The 17593-nt window shown below is 44.6% G+C and carries 21 protein-coding genes; 11 read left to right on the top strand and 10 right to left on the bottom strand.

Annotated elements, in window-relative coordinates:
• Nucleotides 1-22: 22 nt before the first annotated feature.
• Nucleotides 23-283 carry a PepSY domain-containing protein gene (locus AAAA78_RS03195; RefSeq protein ID WP_340590265.1) on the bottom strand — a complete coding sequence of 87 codons (261 nt, stop codon included), beginning with the start codon at nt 281-283 and terminating at the stop codon, nt 23-25.
• Between the two features lie 88 nt (nt 284-371).
• On the opposite strand from AAAA78_RS03195, the gene AAAA78_RS03190 reads away from it, so the two are divergent.
• A complete protein-coding gene (locus AAAA78_RS03190) occupies nt 372-1016 on the top strand; it encodes an NUDIX hydrolase (RefSeq protein ID WP_445291972.1) in 645 nt (214 codons plus the stop codon).
• Here the strand turns inward: AAAA78_RS03190 and AAAA78_RS03185 are convergent.
• The 6 genes from AAAA78_RS03185 to AAAA78_RS03160 all read right to left on the bottom strand — a co-directional run bounded on the left by AAAA78_RS03185 (nt 1006) and on the right by AAAA78_RS03160 (nt 5436).
• Nucleotides 1006-1989 (bottom strand): hypothetical protein, encoded by a 984-nt coding sequence (locus tag AAAA78_RS03185; protein ID WP_340590263.1) that lies wholly within the window; start codon nt 1987-1989, stop codon nt 1006-1008. The two genes, AAAA78_RS03190 and AAAA78_RS03185, sit on opposite strands and share 11 nt — an antisense overlap.
• A 66-nt stretch (nt 1990-2055) precedes the next feature.
• Nucleotides 2056-3063 (bottom strand): hypothetical protein, encoded by a 1008-nt coding sequence (locus tag AAAA78_RS03180; protein ID WP_340590262.1) that lies wholly within the window; start codon nt 3061-3063, stop codon nt 2056-2058.
• A 647-nt stretch (nt 3064-3710) separates the two neighbouring features.
• On the bottom strand, nt 3711-3986 hold the full coding sequence (locus tag AAAA78_RS03175; RefSeq protein ID WP_340590261.1) for a hypothetical protein: 276 nt from the start codon (nt 3984-3986) through the stop codon (nt 3711-3713).
• Nucleotides 3983-4564, bottom strand: coding sequence for a hypothetical protein (locus AAAA78_RS03170; RefSeq protein ID WP_340590260.1), 582 nt, complete (start codon nt 4562-4564; stop codon nt 3983-3985). The genes AAAA78_RS03175 and AAAA78_RS03170 overlap by 4 nt, the downstream gene beginning before the upstream one ends.
• Entirely contained in the window at nt 4509-4871 is a 363-nt protein-coding gene (locus tag AAAA78_RS03165) for a helix-turn-helix domain-containing protein (protein ID WP_340590259.1), read from the bottom strand. Before AAAA78_RS03165 ends, AAAA78_RS03170 begins: the two co-directional genes overlap by 56 nt.
• A 118-nt stretch (nt 4872-4989) precedes the next feature.
• The gene (locus AAAA78_RS03160; RefSeq protein WP_295905691.1) at nt 4990-5436 is read right to left on the bottom strand and encodes a hypothetical protein; all 447 of its coding nucleotides are present in this window, start codon (nt 5434-5436) and stop codon (nt 4990-4992) included.
• A 234-nt stretch (nt 5437-5670) separates the two neighbouring features.
• Here AAAA78_RS03160 and AAAA78_RS03155 point away from each other — a divergent pair, with 234 nt between their 5' ends.
• Nucleotides 5671-7377, top strand: a complete 1707-nt coding sequence (locus AAAA78_RS03155; RefSeq protein WP_340590258.1) for a hypothetical protein — start codon at nt 5671-5673, stop codon at nt 7375-7377.
• Between the two features lie 232 nt (nt 7378-7609).
• Nucleotides 7610-9238, top strand: a complete 1629-nt coding sequence (locus AAAA78_RS03150; RefSeq protein ID WP_340590257.1) for an SGNH/GDSL hydrolase family protein — start codon at nt 7610-7612, stop codon at nt 9236-9238.
• Nucleotides 9239-9321: 83 nt separating this feature from the next.
• Here AAAA78_RS03150 and AAAA78_RS03145 read toward each other — a convergent pair whose 3' ends face one another.
• Nucleotides 9322-10236 (bottom strand): hypothetical protein, encoded by a 915-nt coding sequence (locus AAAA78_RS03145; RefSeq protein ID WP_340590256.1) that lies wholly within the window; start codon nt 10234-10236, stop codon nt 9322-9324.
• An 89-nt stretch (nt 10237-10325) separates the two neighbouring features.
• On the bottom strand, nt 10326-11174 hold the full coding sequence (locus AAAA78_RS03140; protein ID WP_340590255.1) for an NAD(P)H-hydrate dehydratase: 849 nt from the start codon (nt 11172-11174) through the stop codon (nt 10326-10328).
• Nucleotides 11175-11199: 25 nt separating this feature from the next.
• Between AAAA78_RS03140 and map the strand changes: the two genes are divergently transcribed.
• The 4 genes from map to AAAA78_RS03120 all read left to right on the top strand — a co-directional run bounded on the left by map (nt 11200) and on the right by AAAA78_RS03120 (nt 13780).
• Complete coding sequence (map, locus tag AAAA78_RS03135; RefSeq protein WP_340590254.1) at nt 11200-11955, top strand: type I methionyl aminopeptidase; 756 nt, start codon at nt 11200-11202, stop codon at nt 11953-11955.
• 65 nt (nt 11956-12020) lie between these two features.
• Entirely contained in the window at nt 12021-12509 is a 489-nt protein-coding gene (locus AAAA78_RS03130; protein ID WP_340590253.1) for a GlcG/HbpS family heme-binding protein, read from the top strand.
• 116 nt (nt 12510-12625) lie between these two features.
• The gene (locus tag AAAA78_RS03125; RefSeq protein WP_340590252.1) at nt 12626-13018 is read left to right on the top strand and encodes a hypothetical protein; all 393 of its coding nucleotides are present in this window, start codon (nt 12626-12628) and stop codon (nt 13016-13018) included.
• Nucleotides 13019-13264: 246 nt separating this feature from the next.
• Nucleotides 13265-13780, top strand: coding sequence for a MarR family winged helix-turn-helix transcriptional regulator (locus tag AAAA78_RS03120; protein WP_340590251.1), 516 nt, complete (start codon nt 13265-13267; stop codon nt 13778-13780).
• A 51-nt stretch (nt 13781-13831) separates the two neighbouring features.
• On the opposite strand, the gene AAAA78_RS03115 is transcribed toward AAAA78_RS03120, so the two are convergent.
• The gene (locus AAAA78_RS03115) at nt 13832-15049 is read right to left on the bottom strand and encodes a hypothetical protein (RefSeq protein ID WP_340590250.1); all 1218 of its coding nucleotides are present in this window, start codon (nt 15047-15049) and stop codon (nt 13832-13834) included.
• 211 nt (nt 15050-15260) lie between these two features.
• Here AAAA78_RS03115 and AAAA78_RS03110 point away from each other — a divergent pair, with 211 nt between their 5' ends.
• From AAAA78_RS03110 to AAAA78_RS03095, 4 genes are all read left to right on the top strand, one after another.
• The gene (locus tag AAAA78_RS03110; protein ID WP_295901339.1) at nt 15261-15563 is read left to right on the top strand and encodes a hypothetical protein; all 303 of its coding nucleotides are present in this window, start codon (nt 15261-15263) and stop codon (nt 15561-15563) included.
• The gene (locus AAAA78_RS03105) at nt 15560-16459 is read left to right on the top strand and encodes an SAM-dependent methyltransferase (RefSeq protein WP_340590249.1); all 900 of its coding nucleotides are present in this window, start codon (nt 15560-15562) and stop codon (nt 16457-16459) included. The genes AAAA78_RS03110 and AAAA78_RS03105 overlap by 4 nt, the downstream gene beginning before the upstream one ends.
• A complete protein-coding gene (locus AAAA78_RS03100) occupies nt 16435-17118 on the top strand; it encodes a flagellar brake protein (RefSeq protein ID WP_340590248.1) in 684 nt (227 codons plus the stop codon). Before AAAA78_RS03105 ends, AAAA78_RS03100 begins: the two co-directional genes overlap by 25 nt.
• 69 nt (nt 17119-17187) lie before the next feature.
• The gene (locus tag AAAA78_RS03095; RefSeq protein WP_340590247.1) at nt 17188-17478 is read left to right on the top strand and encodes a hypothetical protein; all 291 of its coding nucleotides are present in this window, start codon (nt 17188-17190) and stop codon (nt 17476-17478) included.
• Nucleotides 17479-17593 lie beyond the last annotated feature (115 nt).

Genomic DNA, 17593 nt, shown 5'->3' with positions numbered 1-17593 from the left:
TCTTCTGGTCCCTTTGATGAAACTATTTTTTATTTTCTTTTACCACAGAGCCGTCAACCGGATTATAATAGATCTCAACTTTTTTGCCTTCTTTATCCCAGCCGTAAATTTCGTAACAATTGCCAGCGATTTTAAAGATTTTTATTTTGTAGCCTTGAGAAAGAATCATCTCCTTCATTTTGGCTTCTGACATCCATTTGTCTTTTGCTTCTTTTGTACACTCCGGTGCTGCGAAAGAAACAGACCCAGCTAAAACAACGAAAATAACAAAAAGAGCCTTCATTTGAACCTCCTAAAAGTGACTTCCTTTTCTCGAACTCTTAGCTCCTTGTCCAGAGTCTAGACTGCTCCTGCGTGTCATTGAAAACAAGATGAAAATTACGGCTCCTTTTGAAAGTCATGATATTCTAAGCAAAGAGGACAAACGCTTGAGAAATTTACTTTCTTCGCTTTTAGAGAATCCATCCCCCCTTGACTTGCAGTCGCGCCTATCAAGGCACGCTTGTGTTTCGGTGATTCTAAAAGGTGAAACTCTGGATAACCTAGAAATTGCTTTTATACAAAGAGCCTTTAATCCCGAAGACCGCTGGTCCGGCCAAATAGCCTTCCCTGGCGGAAAAAGAGAAGACATAGATAAAACGGACCTCGACGCCGCCCTCAGGGAAACGAGAGAAGAAGTGGGTGTTGAATTAAATCGATCCGAACTTTTAGGACGTCTAGATGATATTCAAGCCCGTAAAGCGGGAACGCTTTTGGATTTTTACATTCGTCCTTTTGTGTTTCACGTGCAACGGGATTTTGGCATCACGCTGGATGCTGCTGAGGTCGCCGATTTTTTTTGGATTCCAATAAAACATATCAAAGATCCGCAAAGACAAACTCAGTATGAAGTAAAACGCGAATCAGGCATTGCTCAACTGCCTGCTGTCTATTTGGATCGCGAGCCCCCGCTTTGGGGACTCACGTATTTGATGGTGCTGAATCTCTTAGAGAGATTTCGCGGGGTCATAAAATAGGATAAGCACTTTCAAGTTTGAGCGCTTTGGCCGTCCAAGGACTGTTCGGCAGATTGGCTTTCATTTGCTCCACGTAGTTGCGAGCTTGCTGACGTGTCTGTTCAGAAAGTTCTTTACGTTCTTCCATAGTACTGACTGTCGCAAAATCCCGTTTTAAAAACTGATTTAAACTAAAATCACTCAAAAGAGATTTATTCGTCAGAAGCCAGGATAGTTCAAAGTGATATTGAATCATTTCGTACAGAGCTTCTTCAAAAACTCCGACGGCCGGACCCCACTTTAGAATCACATTGTACTTTTGAAAGGCCGTTGGGTAATCGCGTTTTAAGATAAACATGCGCGCTTCATTTAAAACATTTTTTCCGTACATTTGGCGCGAGTCATTGAGCATTCCTAAAACTTCATTCTTCCAAGGTGATTGAGGATACTTATCTAAAAAAGCACGGTACTGAAGATTCATCAAAAAAGGCGCATCTTCGGTTTGCGCTAAAGCCGCCCCTAAACTGAAGGCTACAAATTCCATTTGACGGTTTTTATCGCGCCAAGATTGTTTGATCTCTCCATCCACCGCACGCAATAAAAGCAAATGAATGTATTCGGAGTCATTCATGCCTCTCCAGTTTGTGATGTACATGTTAGCTTCGTTCATCGCCATGATAAAATCTTGCGCATTCAGAAAAGTCTCAATGTAGCGGCGAAAAGCTTCGCGATAGCTGCTGGGATAATTCACATAAAGACTTCTGTAGTATTCAGCAGGTTTGCATTTGTTATAACCCGCTTCCGCTTTGCGGGCACTCGCCCACAATTCAGCTTCTGTCGCTTTGTAATCGATCTTTGTATCTTCAGGGCAAATTTGAATGTAAGGATCTTCGATAAAACCAAGTTCGAAAAGAATACGTTGCAAAGCGGATGTGCGAGCCGAAGCCGCTTGAGAAACCATAATCATCGCAAGAATCAAAAAAACCTTTTTCATAAAAATTTCCCCTCAAAATAAGAGGGGCGCTTCCCCCTCCGAAAAGCGCCCCAGGATCAGATCCAATTAATTTTTCTTACCAGTGAGCAAATTGTGACGAACTTCTTGATGTGCTTGAAGACGTGCACGGATTCCTACAACAGTGTCGTCAGTGCCGGAACCAGTGCGGTCCATACGGTGACGGATCTCTGGGCTTAACACCAACCATCTGCCGACAGGAAGATTGTAAGCTACAGCCACTTCGTGCGCTTGCTTATCAAGATATTGATACTCAACAACGATCGCGCCCGGACCTACTTTGTAAGATCCACCGATTTGTCCACCCACAGTCGTGTCTGTGTAGACGGGATTATCAACGATCACGAGTCCCTCAGCCCAAACTTTCCAAGAACCGTCTTGAGATTTGAAAACAAAGCCAATGCTGCCGCGTTTTTCTTTAACGTCAGTGCCTTGATTTTCTTTCATCATTCCTGAAATCTGTGCAGAAAGTTGGCTCGTCAACTCTTTGCTCAGACGGATGGAAGCGCCCTTTTCATCAGAGATTTTTAGGTCTCCAGCACCCGCTTCAAACATAGAGATCGCGACAGAGTCGACAATCTTAAAGAAGTTCATTGGAAGCTCGACAGTGAAACCAATCACTTCATCTTGCTTAGAAAGGTTGTATAAAAGAGAATCTTTGAACATTGGCAATTCATGGTAATTTTGACCAAAGGCCATTTGGTGTTTACCGGCTGTGATGATGGCGCGAGGCAAACCTGAAATCTTGTCTGTCTCGATTTGGATATAGGCTTCTTCTAAGAATTTGCCGATATCAAATTTATCATCCATCGTGGCTTTATTTAGTTTTTGCTCAAGCTCTGTTTTTACAACGAGCTTGATACCTTCACGAACCAAGAGTTCGAACTTGATTTCCGCATCTTGCACGCGAAGAGTTCTTTCATAATCTTCTGAAGAGCTACCAGTAACGTCGAAATTCGCTTGGCCATCTACCTTAAGCCAAGGTGCGCCTTCTGCTCTCACTGTTTGTGCGCAAAACAATGCTGCTAGAACGGCTGTGGTTAATTGTACTTTCATGATTTTCCCCCTTGTATTGGTTAATTGTTACCGCACTCTTTCCCCTATATTGTGAATGCGGCAGCGATTGGGGTTATTCCAAGGAAGATGCCAAAAGATCTCCGCGTGAGCGGGGAAAAAATTCAAACTCCCAAGATCACTTCGCTTTTTTCCCGCGCCAGGCTTGGCCCCGCGGGCAACTGTGACAACAATTGTTCCTGAATGTCTCAAAAGCAGAGACCTATTTTGTCTCAACACCAAATGTCATTTTTTAAGCATTTAAAGAAGAGCAAAGTTATTTCGGTAAGATAGAAAGATGTCACAGCTAGAAGAACAATTTATGGCTCCTCTAAGAGAGAACAAAAACTGTGAATGTAATTTGACTGACCTCGTTCCAATCTTGGACGGCGCCATTTTTTTCGAAATATTTGCAAAAACACCCTCAACTATCCCAAGGTCCAGCCGATAAGCTTACTACCTTGAATGAAAGGAGCCTTGAATGGCGAATTCAAAAGTAGTACGTCACGAACTTGTTTTATCAACGGAGATTCGTGAATTGGATCTACACAGGGAGACGGGGCCACCATAACCCAGATATCAATTTAAATATTGGTGATTAATAAAACCAGAATCACAAGGGATTCTGGTTTTTTCTTTTTTGAAAACGCTTACCACCAGGGCCAGCGAATTTTTATCGGCTTCGGCTTAAATGGAATCCACTTCCCGTTCTTACAAACAACCGTGACAGCCCTAGATCTATCACCACTCGAATCTTCCATTGTCCAAATTTCACGACGACCTTCCTTGCAGCGGATGTGGGGGTTGTAAATATATTCGGCGTTGCGATCTCCGCGCAGACCGCCGCCGCCAGAGCCTCCTCCTCCCACACTTTGTGCGTATGAGTTTAGGGAAATAAGTATAAAAAACAAAATCAATAGCTTCATTGTTCGTTGTCCTTTTGAGAATTGTGTTCAAGTTCGATGACACCTGTGTGGCTCCATGAAAAAAGACAGTCCTTAACGACGCGCGCCTCGTGAGATTTTTCATGAAGCTCTTTTAAAGCCTGATTTACCTTCACAATAAAATTGCGAATCAGTCCTCTGTTGGTCACCACGGACAAGGTGTCATATTCATAAGACTTTGAATCTGAAAGATGAGAGATAATACTCACAGTCATCGCCAGATAGTCTTTCACGGAAATATCACCCAGGTTTAAAAATTCAAAATTTGTTTCAATGCGATCTTCGGTTGCGGTCCATAATCCCGCACGCAAAAGACGATACGAAAAATCATTAGCGGTCACCGGATCAATTCCCAATTTTTTTGAAAGCTTTTTTAAAGTATTCAGATCAGAAGCCAATCCTGGCAGAATGCTAAAAAGAGCGAACTGGTAGTTCTGACGGATGTCGGCCTTTACTTTCTCCAGAAAGTCTTCGGCACCGAGATCTCCGTCAGTGGCCCTCGATTTATTTTGATCCCAGAATATGAATGATTCTGAGTAAAGACTGTCTTTTGTAGTCATCCAAGCGTCCTATTTTCGCGAGCACTTTGTTTTCGGTTTCCTGAAAAGACCGAAGTTCTCCTCCCAGTTCTTTGATTTTTTCTTCAAGCTGGAGCTCAACATCGACGCCGAGAATTTCAAGCAGTGGGAGCAGACGCTCGACTCTCATTTCTACTTTGCCGTTAAAATATAAATTCATCTGACTTGGCTTCAGCTGCAGACTCTGGGCAAGATCTTTCTGACGAATACCCATAAGCAAACAGACTTCACGAATTCGTGACATTAAGATTTCACTACGCTCAAGTCTTAGATCCGTCGTCTGTGACATGCGTTTTTTCTAATGACAGAACTTTACGAATACAAATTTAAAGGACGTAATGAAGAGGAAATAAAGAAGCGAGAAGGTCCGCCACAAGAACCTTCTCGCTTGGTGGATTTTTCGAGAATCAATTTCCCGCATCCACCCATTTGCCGTTGCGGCAAACTTTAGAAACGTTCACTGTGTGATCATTTACAGTGTCATGAACAGCCTCAATACGGCGAGACCCTTCTTTACAACGATTCTTTGGAACACGAACATAGGCGGCTCTTTCTTCATCCGTCATGTAAGAGCCGTTTCTACAAATACGCATTTCGGTATAAGAATGATCGTTATCGTCATACAACGTCACCCAACCTTTTGATCCTTCCACACACGTCGTGCGCGGATTGTGGATGTACTTCGCTCTTTCTTCAGGAGTCATGTACGAACCATTTACGCAGGTACGAACTTCGGTGCGTGAATGATCGTTGCTATCGCGAACGGTGATGATACTTCTGCGCCCTTCTTTACAAGCCGCCGAAGCCACCCCTGCGACACCCAATAAAGCTAAAACCAAAACTACTGTTTTCATAAATCCCTCCTAAGGATTGTTGTTATGGGAACCCGTGCAGAAGGATTTATTTCGAGTAAGGCCCTCCTCGCAAACCAAGCCGCTCAGCCGCAAAATAAACGATTTCGTTAATTCCCTTGGTGTGCCCTTTGCTTTTTGTCAAATCAACCGAGGAATTGATCCTTAGCGATCATTCCGTTGCAGTTCATCGACCAAAAGATGAACGCCTGTTGAACTTTTATCGGAGGTCTCAAAATGAGATGGTCTCGCGCGGTGATGACACTTGGAATCTGTGCTTCAGTTTTGAGCCTTGTTGCTTGTAAGACGGACAGCTCTGATAAAAGCTCTGTGCAAGCTCCTAAGAAGGTGCAGCAGACAGCGCCGTCACCAGGGAAGCCTTTGTCACCTGAAGAACAGAGCCGCCGTGCCTCCTATTCGCCAAGCCAGCTATGCTACGCGGATCTTTGTGTTGCAAATAGCGAGCTGTCGTATCCCACAATGATTCAACTTGCGACTACGGCCACAGAGGAACAAAAGAAATACTACGCTGATTATATTTCCGCTCCTACTTTGCAAATGATCGAAAAAAAGAAAGCCTCCACTCAACTCTTCGCGGATCTTTTATCTCAGCACGAAGGCGAATTTAAAAACGCCAATCTTTCGGAAGCTCAACAACGCATGGTTAAAGCCATGCTTTTGGTAGTAACGTCCAATCAACTGAACACTCAAATTCATGAAAATTTCCGCAACAAAATTTCTTCTTACGACTTTATGAAGGCTTATTCGTTAAGCCGCGTGAAAGGCCCTCAAGGATATTTCGACACTCTTTACCCTGGTGTTTCCACGCTTCAGGCTGCAGGTCTTGAAGTGCAAAAGATTTTGGACCTTGAAAACAAAATCAATGATGTCATGAAGGCTCGTATTATTGATCTTGAGAAAGCTTCTTTGACCCGAATTCAAAAAGGCGAAGGAGTTGATAACGATGATCTCATGCGCATGATCAATAACGCGTTGGCGCTTCGTATGCTTGATGTTTTGGTTATCAGAGACACCGCTTTGACGGACTCCCTTCCGCTAAGTCAAGAAAGCATCAAGGCGATCTTTTTCCAATCTAAGATTCGTGACACACTTTTAGCTCGCATTGAAAAATCTAAAGATCTTGCTGGAATCTGCGAAAAGAATTTCTATAGAGCTATCAATCTGTATCCGCAAACTAGCGAGATCGGCTCTTTTAAAGAGACATCGGAAAAAGTGCGCGCTCAAGTATTGCAAGTTCTAAGTCAGCAAGATCCAGCTTATAAAGTCGTGCAAAAAGCTCCTCTGTATATGCCTCAAGATGCAAAAGCGATCGCCGCTCGTTGGTCGAAAACAGTTAAGGACAGTGCAGAAGATGCGCGCCAAGAACAAGAGAACTTTAAAAAAATGGACAGCTCATCTTTGATCGTCTTAGGAACGATTTTTTCTTTGATCTATACCGTAGACGATAAGACTTGTGATGAGATCGTAGATCTTGGTATTTCCGATGCAACCAACACTCTTGATAAAGGTATTAAAGTAAGTTGGATCTCGGTTAAAGCCCCAGCTTACGGAGCTTCCATCCTTGCTCACGAATTCGGACATTTGATTTCTAAATACAGCAATGCTTACGGTTCACAAAAAGCGTGTCTCGCGGACAAGCAAGGTGCGACAAAATATATTGAAGAAGACTTTGCGGATGTCATCGCTTCGAAAGTAAGTGTTGGTTTGCAAAACACGCTAGGCAAAAAACAAGGGAACTTTGGTTGTCTTCTTGCTTCAACCGACGCCCTGCCAAGCCTTAAAAATCAAGATCCTACGGATGTTCACTCCGCCACTCTTTACCGTGCGATCCAAGTCGCATTGATGCGCAAAGAAAGCCTGCCAGAGAGCTGCAAAACCGCCGTCCAAGCGGAAAACCCAAAGGCCATGAACTCTTGCGAGTAGACGTCTGTTCACATAGAGATCATAAGCAAGAATCCGCGCATCCAAATGAAATTTAGGGGGTGCGCACGAAGCGGACCACCACACCTCTTTAGCTCACCTTAAATGTCTCCGAAAAGTGTTAAGACACCGTATTCTGGCGGAGGGGATGTTGAGATATTTCAGACGCTCAGTCGCGTTTATTTTCATTTTCCTTATAATTCTATTATTCCAGAACTGCGGTGGTCTACAGCCTTTGGAAGTAAAGACCCTATCTCCAAAGGATGATGATCTTTCCCAGGTTCCTCCAACAAATAATAAAACTTGCAACCCACTTAAAAAATTTATCTATACACAGACCAACGCTATTCCGCTTCAATGCTCTAACGGTAGCAATGACGTAGTCCTTTTCGATGTACAAGTTCCCGCCAACGGACGTGCGTTTGCCAGAGCTACGTTTAATATCTTCAACTTTGCTTCTGCAGGTGATCCCTTATTGGGTGTACACTCATGGGCGGGTTTTGGCTCCACAGGAGACACATCGTTTTCACAGCGAATCGGAGGAGGTGCAGGACAAACGATTTGTCCTGCACAGTCATTGCAGTCACAGCAGATTCTTTCGTATGGAATGCTCAATGCAAACTCCAAAACCGTGCGCATGCAGGTTCATCAATACACAAGCTTGAATTGCACTCATGGTTCGTTGATTATTCAACCAGGAGCGCAACTTGAAGTATGGGTGGAAGATCCCGACTGTCCGGGTTCGAGTCTTATCACTGCAAGCTACTTTCGTGATGTGCGATCCAAGTTCGGCGTGGAAACGCCTTTTGCTCTGACAACAGCAGCCCAAGATGTCGTCGCCGCGAATATCACGACGACAGAAACAAAGAATGCCCTTGTGTATGGTCAAATGGAGGCCTCTCTGCCTACCACGACAAACCGTTGTGGCAGTCAGTATGAAACTGCGTCTTCCGTCATCGGTTTTAATGGAACTTATCAAAGTGCTTCTGTCGGAGCCTGGCCGGCTTCGGGCGGTGAAACACACATCGCTCTTTATCCTGCGGCTTCGCTCAATTTGCCTGCGGGTACACACCGAATTCACTTGGCAGCGGCCGTGAATCAAAGTGTGAACTCTGGTCAAGCCAAGGCCGGATTGGATCACTCAGCAGATACGATCCTGGGAGTGATTCTTAATCCTTCGTCCGCTGTAGTCAGCGGCACGACTCAGTTAGGGCGCATTCACAAAATTATGGCTCTAGGTGACTCCATCACTCTTGGTTACGAAGACACCAGCGAAGCTACAAGGTTGGGTGCAAATGGTGGGTACAGATATTTTCTTTATCACCACCTGACCAATCGTGGTTTCAAATTCAATTTTGTAGGTAGCGGGTCAGCAGGGCCCTCAGATCTTCTTCAAAAGTCTCATGAAGGACACTCAGGATGGAAGATCAGTGACATCTTGGCTGGCGTTCAGCAATACGGCTGGGTACGCACTACTCAACCCGACGTGATCCTTCTGCATATCGGAACGAACGATTTTTTCCAGAACTACGATTTACAAAACACCCCTGGCCGCCTGAGTTCACTGTTAGATCAACTTCACGCCGATGCACCTCAAGCTAAAATTGTGGTGGCGAAGATTGTCCCGATGCCTGTCTATCAGCAGTACAACGCCTACGTTGCCGACTATAATAATTCAATTGGTCTTGTCGTCGCGCAAAAGCAAGCGCTGGGACGGGCTGTTTATGTTGTGGATATGAACAGTGCCTTGTCGAACGCGGTGAACTCGCAGGATTTCTGCGCCGATCAAGCACATCCTAATACTCAAGGATACGCCAAGATGGCCAACGTTTGGTTGGCGGCTTTGATTCAATTATTATTGTAAATATTTAGCAGAAATAGCCGAGCCAAAAAGTCCCAAATCTTAAACACTACTGCCTAAAATTTGGGACCGCTGTAGTACACGCTCTACAAGATCGAGAATGTCGTCGAAAGATTCACAGTTGTTGAATCTGCTGTGAAGCTCTTAGGATAGAAATTGAAATAAGGTGCGAAATAAATATCGCGGCTGAAAGCATATCCGAAGCCCAGGCGTTGGCTTAAAGTTCTGTTCCACAAAACTGTGTGATCTTCAGTGCCACGTGGATTATTAAAGTTGATAGCTAGTGACGTGTAAGCATTGAACTTGTCCGTGAAGTTGTACTTCACTTGTGGGTAAAAGCCCAAGCTATAACGACCTGCTGCTGCTTCTTTTCTGCTTTTCGGTTTAATACCGCGCTCAAACAAGTAGTAGCTCAAAGAAGAATCCAAACCGACGGCAAAACCAGAAGCGCCGATGTTGTAAACCAAAGAGTTGTCGTAGTTTAGACCCGCATACTCACCGATATCGCGATAAGCTGGATTTGTAACTGCAGTCACACCAAAGCTGTTACGCATTTGCACATCACCAAGACGAGCATTGCGATCGTAAGACAGAAACGGATTTTTAACGTCATAACGTTTCACACCTTGAATCGGTGTTACAGCGTTCACACCCGTTCCCAAAGACAACGCACTTTTTGTATCGAAGCGATAACGGAAACCAATCGAACCACCCAAAGCCGTTTCATAAGTTCCGACAGAACCGTCTGGGTTTGGTTGCATTTCATTAGAAAGATCGCCTACTGGAGGACCGAAATAAGAAAGAGAGAACTTTAATGAGTAACGAGAAAGAGAACCTGAATCAGCTTTAAGTTTGGAGTCTGTGATTTCTTTATCCTCTTCAAACTTTTTATTTTTAAGAACATCACCCACAGTCGTTGTCGATTGTTGAGTTGTGGTTGAAGATGTCTGTGCGTAGACTGAAGAAGTCACACATACAAGAGCCGCGATCAAAAGCTTCATGAATATCTCCCTGGTTTCGGGAGTTTGTACCTGTCCCCTTACAAAAAAGAAAGTCAAGGTTGGGTCAGTAGGCCTACTTAGTAGTTTTTTCAAGCCCCGCGTCGAAGAATAAAGAGCACCTTAGGGAGGTAATCCAGGACATCCGAGGCCGTCATCGACAGGAGATCGCGTTTATTTGCTTTCCACAGATTGGCCGTCGCGCCATGCACATAGGCTCCCAAAAGAGCGGCCCGCATGGGGGATAAGCCTTGCGCCCTTAAAGCCGTGATAACCCCCGCCAAAACATCCCCGGTTCCCGCCTTAGCCAGAGCCGAGTTTCCGGAAGCGATTTTATAAATTCTTTTTTGATTAGCGATCAAGGTGCCGTGACCTTTCAACAAAACCACACACTGAAAAAGAGCCTGCGCTTTTTCGATAGCCGCCACACGGTCTTTTTGAATTTCTTCTGAAGAGATTTTTAAGCAACGAGCCAGTTCTCCTGAATGAGGCGTCACAATCCACGTCGGCAAAAGTGGAAAAAGATTTTTCTTTGCACACACTGTCAGAGCGTCAGCATCTAAAACCACGCGCTCGATTTTTTTCTCTTTAAGTTCCTGAATCACGGACGCCGTAAAATCATTCACCCCAAAACCGGGACCGATCAAAACGGCATCACTTGGCACGTCCCTCCAGGATTTTTTGTTGAGGTCGCACAATAAAAAATCCGGATTTTCTAACAATGCTGCCGGAATATTTTTCTGTGCGAGTGTTACATACCCGCTCCCCATTCTTTGCGCGGCTTTGGCGGCAAGAATCCCCGCGCCCGGATACTCAGCACTTCCCGCTAAAAGCAGGCTTCGTCCACGTGATGCTTTGTTATCCGAAGGTGAAACAGCCGGTAAAAGTTTCCGAGCGCTCTGTTTCTTAAAGATAAATGTGGGAGCAGTGGATTTTTGCATGCTTTTAAGTGTATAACCAGCGTCTATGATCGTAAAGACGGAAGCAGACTTAGAAGGTCTAAAAAAGATTGGCAAAGTTGTCGCGAACTGTTTGCAGTACATGGCTCGAAAAATGGAGCCCGGCATGACAACGCGCGAGCTTGATGAACTGGGTGGCAAGTTTTTAGAAATGCACGGCGCCCGTTCCGGACCGAAACTCACTTATAATTTTCCAGGCTATAATTGCATCAGTCTTAATCACGAAGTCGCGCACGGTGTGCCGTCAGACAAAGTGATTCAAAAAGGGGACTTGATCAATATCGACGTGTCGGCAGAACTTGGTGGTTATTATGCTGATAACGGAGGATCTTTTATTGTTCCTCCGGTGAACAAAGACTATCAACGCTTGCTCGACGTCACTCGACAGGCCTTGGATGCGGCGATTGCGGCAGTGAAAGCCAAAGAGCTTATCAACGTCATTGGTTACAACATCGAAAAAGTGGCCCATGCAAATGGTTACACTGTGATTGAAAACTTAGGAAGTCACGGTGTGGGTCGCGGACTTCACGAAGAACCAAAATTTATTGCCGGTTATTACGACAAAAATGACAACCGCAAACTCAAAGAAGGACAAGTCATCACGATTGAGCCTTTTGTTTCGACAGGCGCTCGCTTTGTCGATGAGGAGCCTGACAATTGGACATTGGTTGCCGGAAAAAATCATAGAACTGCTCAGTTTGAGCATACGATGGTTGTGTTGAAAGACCGCGCGCTGATCATGACAATTCCTGATCCTGTTTAAATACACGGGCGCTTGCTTTAACGAAGTGCCTCGCTTTATGCTTTCTCCACTTTGAAGGAGATTTTATGAAGCACTTATCTGTTTTCGCTGTTTCCTCTCTTTTTGCTTTGAACTCTTTTGCAGCGGGAGTTCTGACTCAAAAAAATATTTCTTTGGAACTTGCACAGATGGCGGCCGATGCAGCAGTGGAAAACTGTTTGCGTTCGGGTTATCAGGTCACAGCCACAGTGGTGGATTTTGCCGGTGATGTGAAAGTCTCTGTGCGTGCGGACGGTGCTGGCCCCCACACCATCGATGCAAGCCGACGCAAAGCTTATACTTCGGCCTCCGCAAAAAATGCGACGTCAGCAATGCTTGCGACTTCGCAAACAAATCCCACGGCACAAAACCTCGGACAGATTGATGGCTTCTTGCTTTTGGGCGGCGGACTTCCCATTCGCTCTGGAAACGCAGTTATTGGCGCCATTGGCGTGGGCGGTGCGCCGGGCGGACCTCTTGATGAAGTCTGTGCTCAAGCGGGTATTGATAAAATTAAAGACAAGTTAAACCCTTAGTGTTTCCGGAAAATGGCGTAACAGGCTGGCCTAACTTTCTTTGTAGACACGCTGCCTAAAGGCTTGAGCTTCGCTGAAAAGGTGAAAGGCTAAACGGGTCTAATAACGGAGGATTTATGAAACTATTTTTTGTTCTAGCTACAATGTTGATGGCTTTCACTGTTCACGCTGCGGATCGCAAAGTGGGTAACGTGATCGCTGTTGAAAGAGAAATCACAGACCTTTACAACACTTGCCTTGGCAAAGTGGAAGATACAACAAAGCCAAAAAGCTTTTTCTCTTGCGGTATCAAATACACAACTGACGGAGAACTTCCAGTGAGCAAAGGTCGCGTGATCAAATTGATCGACGACAAATGCTCTGTTGTTGGTGAGACAATGAACGGTGTTCTTTTAATCACTTTCTCTGGTGCACAAAATCCTTCAACTTTCGAAGCGTCTCGCGCTTGCTTGGAAAAAGCAGTTATGCCGAAAGACTCTGTGAAAGTTGTTTTGTACACTCTTGAGTAATCGCGACTGAAATTTTTAAAGACCTCTTTCAATTGATTTTCAATTTGATGAAAGAGGTCTTTTTTTTTGCTCTGAAATTCATTCTTTGACTGAATCTTGATGACACATTCATTCCACAATTTGCGATATTCTCTCATACATGTTTTTTATCGCTAAAGCTGCGTCCTTTTTCTTGCACTCTATTGGGCCCCTCACTTAAGCTACTTCAGTACTTAATCTGGAACCCTAATTAAGATTGGAGTAAGTATGGCGAAGCTCTTCTTTACCGAGATTCCAACTCGTGAAGAACTCCAAGAGAATGCAGCCCTTCTGTATCCTGAGTTAGATCACCTCACTTTGTACTCACACATTTTGTTGAGAAAAGTCACAACGGATCTGGAAATCAATCTCGATAGTTTCTTCTCGCGCTTTAGCCTGTCTTCAGGACGCTTCACTTTGATGATGTTGTTGCAGAAGACTCCAGGAGGTTTGATGCCTTCTGAATTGGCGCAAAAAGTAGGCGTCACGCAGGCGACGATTTCGGGACTGATCAACAGTTTGGAAAAGGCCGAGTTGGTAAAAAGAATGACTCACGAAAAAGACGGTCGTTCTTTTGTGATTCGTTTAACAGAAAAAGGCGAGCGTCTTTGCAATGAGATCGTGCCTCTTTACCATGAGCGCATCAGTCACTTCTGGTCCGCATTCAACGAAGGTGAAAAACACACATTGAATAACTTCATGGAAAGAATAATTAAAAGCATTCACAAAATTGGCGAAAAATAAAAAAAGGCCCTTCGATGAAGGGCCTTTTGCTTTTCATTTTCGATTTAAATCTTAGTACTCGCCATTAAGTGTACAGCTCAAGATATTATCCAACGTAAAACCAGAACCGTTTTGGAAAGGTGCAAAGTGATTGTACGAGCGACCGACTGCCATGTGCGGGCTCACGCAACGCTCTGCTGGCGCTTTCAATGTACCGTTGGCATTCACGTTATAAGGATGCGTGTTATACGCTTTTTGAGCATTCACTTGCACGGCAAACATGCCCGTGACTTTCGCCGCCGCACAGAAAGCATTGAACGTTTGCAAAGAGCTTCCCAATACGCGAATCATTTCAGACTGACTTGCCGTTTGTGAGATACCGCATTTTGGATAAAGGATATTCCACTCACGAATACATGCTTGGATATTTCCGCCCGCATCCGGAGTGAATTGGAAAAGACCGATATTTAAACGCGACTCTGGTGGTTGCGCTGGGTCTTCATAGAAGTTTACACCAGCTGGACGACGATAACCTGATGGAGCATATTTCTCAGCCACGCGTTGCGCTTTTGCAGAATCCGCCGTCGTCAGTGATTCCATGTACGACAAGCACATCATGTATTTTGACCAAAGCTTTGAAGCTTTCACGTAACCTTCTCTGCTGCCAGAAAGAGCTTCGCGACGATAGGCATTCATCTTGTTGGCAAACTCATTGGCTTTTTTGATTGTCGCTGCGGAAGGAACGTTTTTACCGTTCAGTGTTGTATTCAGCGTATCACTTGTGACGTTACAAAGAGGATGCGAAATCAAACTGTTTGGCAAATACGTGTTCACATCTTTATTCAAAGCAAAGTAGGAAGCGACATAACCTAATTGCGCTTTTGACGGCTGCATTTTTAATTCAACAGCGTAAGCGATGCGGTCTGCAAAGCGATCGTTCTTATCAAGATTCGCATCACAGTTGTCAGTGCGGTAAGACTCTTGCGCATTTCTTTGCGGCAAAAGTTCGCGGTATTGTTTGTAAGTCGTATCAACGATGTTTCCTACTGGGTAAGCCACTTCGTTGAAAGCATCAAAACCAACTGGCGTGATGGAATCAGAAATTGCCGCCGGTTCACGTGGTGCTGGTGGAGTTGTCACCGGAGGAGTTGTTGTTGGAGGCTTCGGCGCTGGAGTCGAGCTGCCTCCGTCATTCACCGGGCGCTTGGACATTGCCAAAGTCGCGCTTGAAAAAAGTGTTGCTGCTACGAAGGCCATCAGGATGTTAGTTTTGTTTGTTTGTGTTTTCATACCTCCCAGATCGGAGGTAGGTCTTAAGACTTAAGATCAACTGGACTTTACCTGGACCATTTTTCCCCGACTTTTTCTGGAAGAAGGTAAAGTCTGAAAAACTGAAAAATTATTGTTCAGCCACACTTAGGACGTTGGTCGGAAAACGGTGTTTAAGAACTCTTTCGGTCTAACCGATAATGTTTATGTCACCAAAAAAGGGAGTATCAAAATGAGTCAACAATATGATGTACCGAACCTCTACAACTTCTTACTTCACACACCAGAGGGCGGGCTCAGAAAAATGCTCGTAGATAACAAACCTTTCACTGAAGCTCATTTCAACTTGATGTTGAAAGTCGTGCGCGCTTGCAACGAGACTCAATTCACTGAGCATTTCGATAAGCAAGACTTCCCAAAAGTAAAAATGGGACCGGCAGAGGTGAAGCTGAAAGAAAAGTTCTGGGCCGATTGCATGACAACCTGGAACAACCGTGGACTTCTTACGCCAGCTGTGGCAACTAAGGCAGCGTGATCGCTTATCTTGCAACTGAACAATTTCTACCAGAGCTTCTTGAAGAACTTAAAAATGTGAAGTCCGTTCATGGAAGCCTGGTTCTTACTGATGGGCCCTTGCAGAACTCTGTATGGGCCCAAAATATTTGGCTTAACCCCGAAATCATTTCTTTTGAATCTATCAGCCAAGCCGCAAAAGCTTTAAAGGGTCTCGGAAAACTCTGGGCGCCCTACACTTTTGAAAATCATCGTCGCGCGCAGCTGATTCAAGATCAACTTCCTAAGCTCAAACCCCGTGTGATGGAGTTTTTAGGACCTCTTCCTGAAGACAATCTGGGCGCTTGGACTTTGATTGATAAAAATACTTTGATTGCCTCCAGCAAAACCAACTCGCCTTTTCCTTTGGGAGAAGTGCAGTTCCATGAAGACAAAAAGAATCCTCCTTCGCGCGCTTACCTGAAACTGTGGGAGCTTTTTACAGTCTATGGCATTCGTCCTGAGGCCGGGCAAAGAGTTGTCGACTTCGGAAGCTGTCCTGGAGGATGGACGTGGGTATTGCAAAAAATGGGATGTGAGGTCGTGAGCATTGATCGTGCTCCCCTAGAGCCGCACATTGCTAAACTCCCCCGCATTCATTTTATGAAGACTAATGCCTTCACGGTGAAACCCGAGGACATTGGGGCCATTGATTGGTTTTATTCCGATATCATCTGTTATCCAGAAAAACTTTTTGAGCTGGTGCAGATGTGGCAGAGTTCAGGACTTTGCTCAAACTTCGTTTGCACGATAAAATTCCAAGGTAAGACGGACTTTGCGACACTTAAAAAGTTTCAGTCGATGGAAAATGCTCGGATACAACATCTGCATCACAACAAGCACGAGGTCACGGTATGGATAAAGACATCTTCGCCCTGATTAGCCGAGACGAAGAAAAAATCAAGCTGTGGCAGGATTTGGCACAAGCCAAAGGCGAACTTCTTTGCAAAGGCCAAGAAGATGCCGTTTGTAAACTGCGTGTCTCCTCTTACAACTCAAAATCACAAAGCTTAGAGTGCGTGTTTGAATCTTCAACGACTTTGAAATCTCAAGAAGAATACTTGGGTCATTTCTTTTTAGGCGGAGAAAAATATTACTTTCAAACTAAAGCTCAGATTCACCATGGCCGCGTTGCCATTCCCATTCCTAAAGAGTTGTATCACCTGCAACGTCGTCAAAATTATCGCGTGCGCATTCCTGACGGTTATCACGCGTTTTACAATATTATTTTAGTGAATGGACAAGCCCAAAAAATCACAGGACAGCTCGCGGACTTAAGCAGCCAAGGGTGTCGTGTGGTGTATCGCATGGACAATCCCTTGATGAAAGTGGGTGACCAAGTCACGGGTCACTTGATTATTGCGAAACGTCCGCCGATTGAAGTGCAAGGTGTTGTCCGTCATATCAAAGTCGATGACGGCAATAAGGTCATTCAAACTTTTGGTATCGAGTTCACTCCCCTTATTCCGATTATCGAAAATAAACTTTTTGCAATCACGATGGAAATTCATAAAGAAGTTTTCAAGCGTCCCAGCTAGGCTCTGTTTCATTCTGAGACTTTAGAGTCGTTCACGATATTCCGATAAGTTCTTCATACCGGAGACGTTATGGGACTTTTCAGCAAAGCACTGATGATCGCTTTAATTGGCAGCAGCCTTATGGGTTGCTCTATGGAAGCGTCGTTGGAACAACTGGTTGGAGAAGTCAAACCACCCGAAATGAAACTGCAAAAAGGTCAACTCACAGGATTCGTGTCCGGTTCTTCGCAAGGTTCACCGACATCTAATGGCTACACAGTAGAAAGTGCGACAGGAAATTACACCAATAAACTTTCCGCAAAAACCAATGGCGGTTACAAAGTCTTTATTTCCGTTCAGGGGAATATTGTTTCAAACTAATAGTCTTTAAAATTAAGAAAAAAATTTATCTTGAGCCTCACATTGTGTGAAAGGTGAAATCTATTTTATAAAATTTGAAATTCGCGCTTTCAAGAAACTTGGCGTTAATCCAGCA

It is taken from the genome of Bdellovibrio sp. BCCA, assembly GCF_037996825.1.
In the GTDB taxonomy this organism is placed as follows: domain Bacteria; phylum Bdellovibrionota; class Bdellovibrionia; order Bdellovibrionales; family Bdellovibrionaceae; genus Bdellovibrio.
This window is presented reverse-complemented; position numbering and strand designations above follow the sequence as displayed.

What these genes read in the sequence shown, in the direction of transcription:
- AAAA78_RS03165 (WP_340590259.1), bottom strand. Translation starts at nt 4,871, where the DNA reads ATGTCACAGACGACGGATCTAAGACTTGAGCGTAGTGAAATCTTAATG.
- AAAA78_RS03125 (WP_340590252.1), top strand. Translation starts at nt 12,626, where the DNA reads ATGAAACTATTTTTTGTTCTAGCTACAATGTTGATGGCTTTCACTGTT.
- AAAA78_RS03190 (WP_445291972.1), top strand. Translation starts at nt 372, where the DNA reads ATGAAAATTACGGCTCCTTTTGAAAGTCATGATATTCTAAGCAAAGAG.
- AAAA78_RS03110 (WP_295901339.1), top strand. Translation starts at nt 15,261, where the DNA reads ATGAGTCAACAATATGATGTACCGAACCTCTACAACTTCTTACTTCAC.
- AAAA78_RS03175 (WP_340590261.1), bottom strand. Translation starts at nt 3,986, where the DNA reads ATGAAGCTATTGATTTTGTTTTTTATACTTATTTCCCTAAACTCATAC.
- AAAA78_RS03185 (WP_340590263.1), bottom strand. Translation starts at nt 1,989, where the DNA reads ATGAAAAAGGTTTTTTTGATTCTTGCGATGATTATGGTTTCTCAAGCG.
- map (WP_340590254.1), top strand. Translation starts at nt 11,200, where the DNA reads ATGATCGTAAAGACGGAAGCAGACTTAGAAGGTCTAAAAAAGATTGGC.
- AAAA78_RS03160 (WP_295905691.1), bottom strand. Translation starts at nt 5,436, where the DNA reads ATGAAAACAGTAGTTTTGGTTTTAGCTTTATTGGGTGTCGCAGGGGTG.
- AAAA78_RS03115 (WP_340590250.1), bottom strand. Translation starts at nt 15,049, where the DNA reads ATGAAAACACAAACAAACAAAACTAACATCCTGATGGCCTTCGTAGCA.
- AAAA78_RS03100 (WP_340590248.1), top strand. Translation starts at nt 16,435, where the DNA reads ATGGATAAAGACATCTTCGCCCTGATTAGCCGAGACGAAGAAAAAATC.
- AAAA78_RS03145 (WP_340590256.1), bottom strand. Translation starts at nt 10,236, where the DNA reads ATGAAGCTTTTGATCGCGGCTCTTGTATGTGTGACTTCTTCAGTCTAC.
- AAAA78_RS03180 (WP_340590262.1), bottom strand. Translation starts at nt 3,063, where the DNA reads ATGAAAGTACAATTAACCACAGCCGTTCTAGCAGCATTGTTTTGCGCA.
- AAAA78_RS03140 (WP_340590255.1), bottom strand. Translation starts at nt 11,174, where the DNA reads ATGCAAAAATCCACTGCTCCCACATTTATCTTTAAGAAACAGAGCGCT.
- AAAA78_RS03130 (WP_340590253.1), top strand. Translation starts at nt 12,021, where the DNA reads ATGAAGCACTTATCTGTTTTCGCTGTTTCCTCTCTTTTTGCTTTGAAC.
- AAAA78_RS03120 (WP_340590251.1), top strand. Translation starts at nt 13,265, where the DNA reads ATGGCGAAGCTCTTCTTTACCGAGATTCCAACTCGTGAAGAACTCCAA.
- AAAA78_RS03170 (WP_340590260.1), bottom strand. Translation starts at nt 4,564, where the DNA reads ATGACTACAAAAGACAGTCTTTACTCAGAATCATTCATATTCTGGGAT.
- AAAA78_RS03155 (WP_340590258.1), top strand. Translation starts at nt 5,671, where the DNA reads ATGAGATGGTCTCGCGCGGTGATGACACTTGGAATCTGTGCTTCAGTT.
- AAAA78_RS03095 (WP_340590247.1), top strand. Translation starts at nt 17,188, where the DNA reads ATGGGACTTTTCAGCAAAGCACTGATGATCGCTTTAATTGGCAGCAGC.
- AAAA78_RS03195 (WP_340590265.1), bottom strand. Translation starts at nt 283, where the DNA reads ATGAAGGCTCTTTTTGTTATTTTCGTTGTTTTAGCTGGGTCTGTTTCT.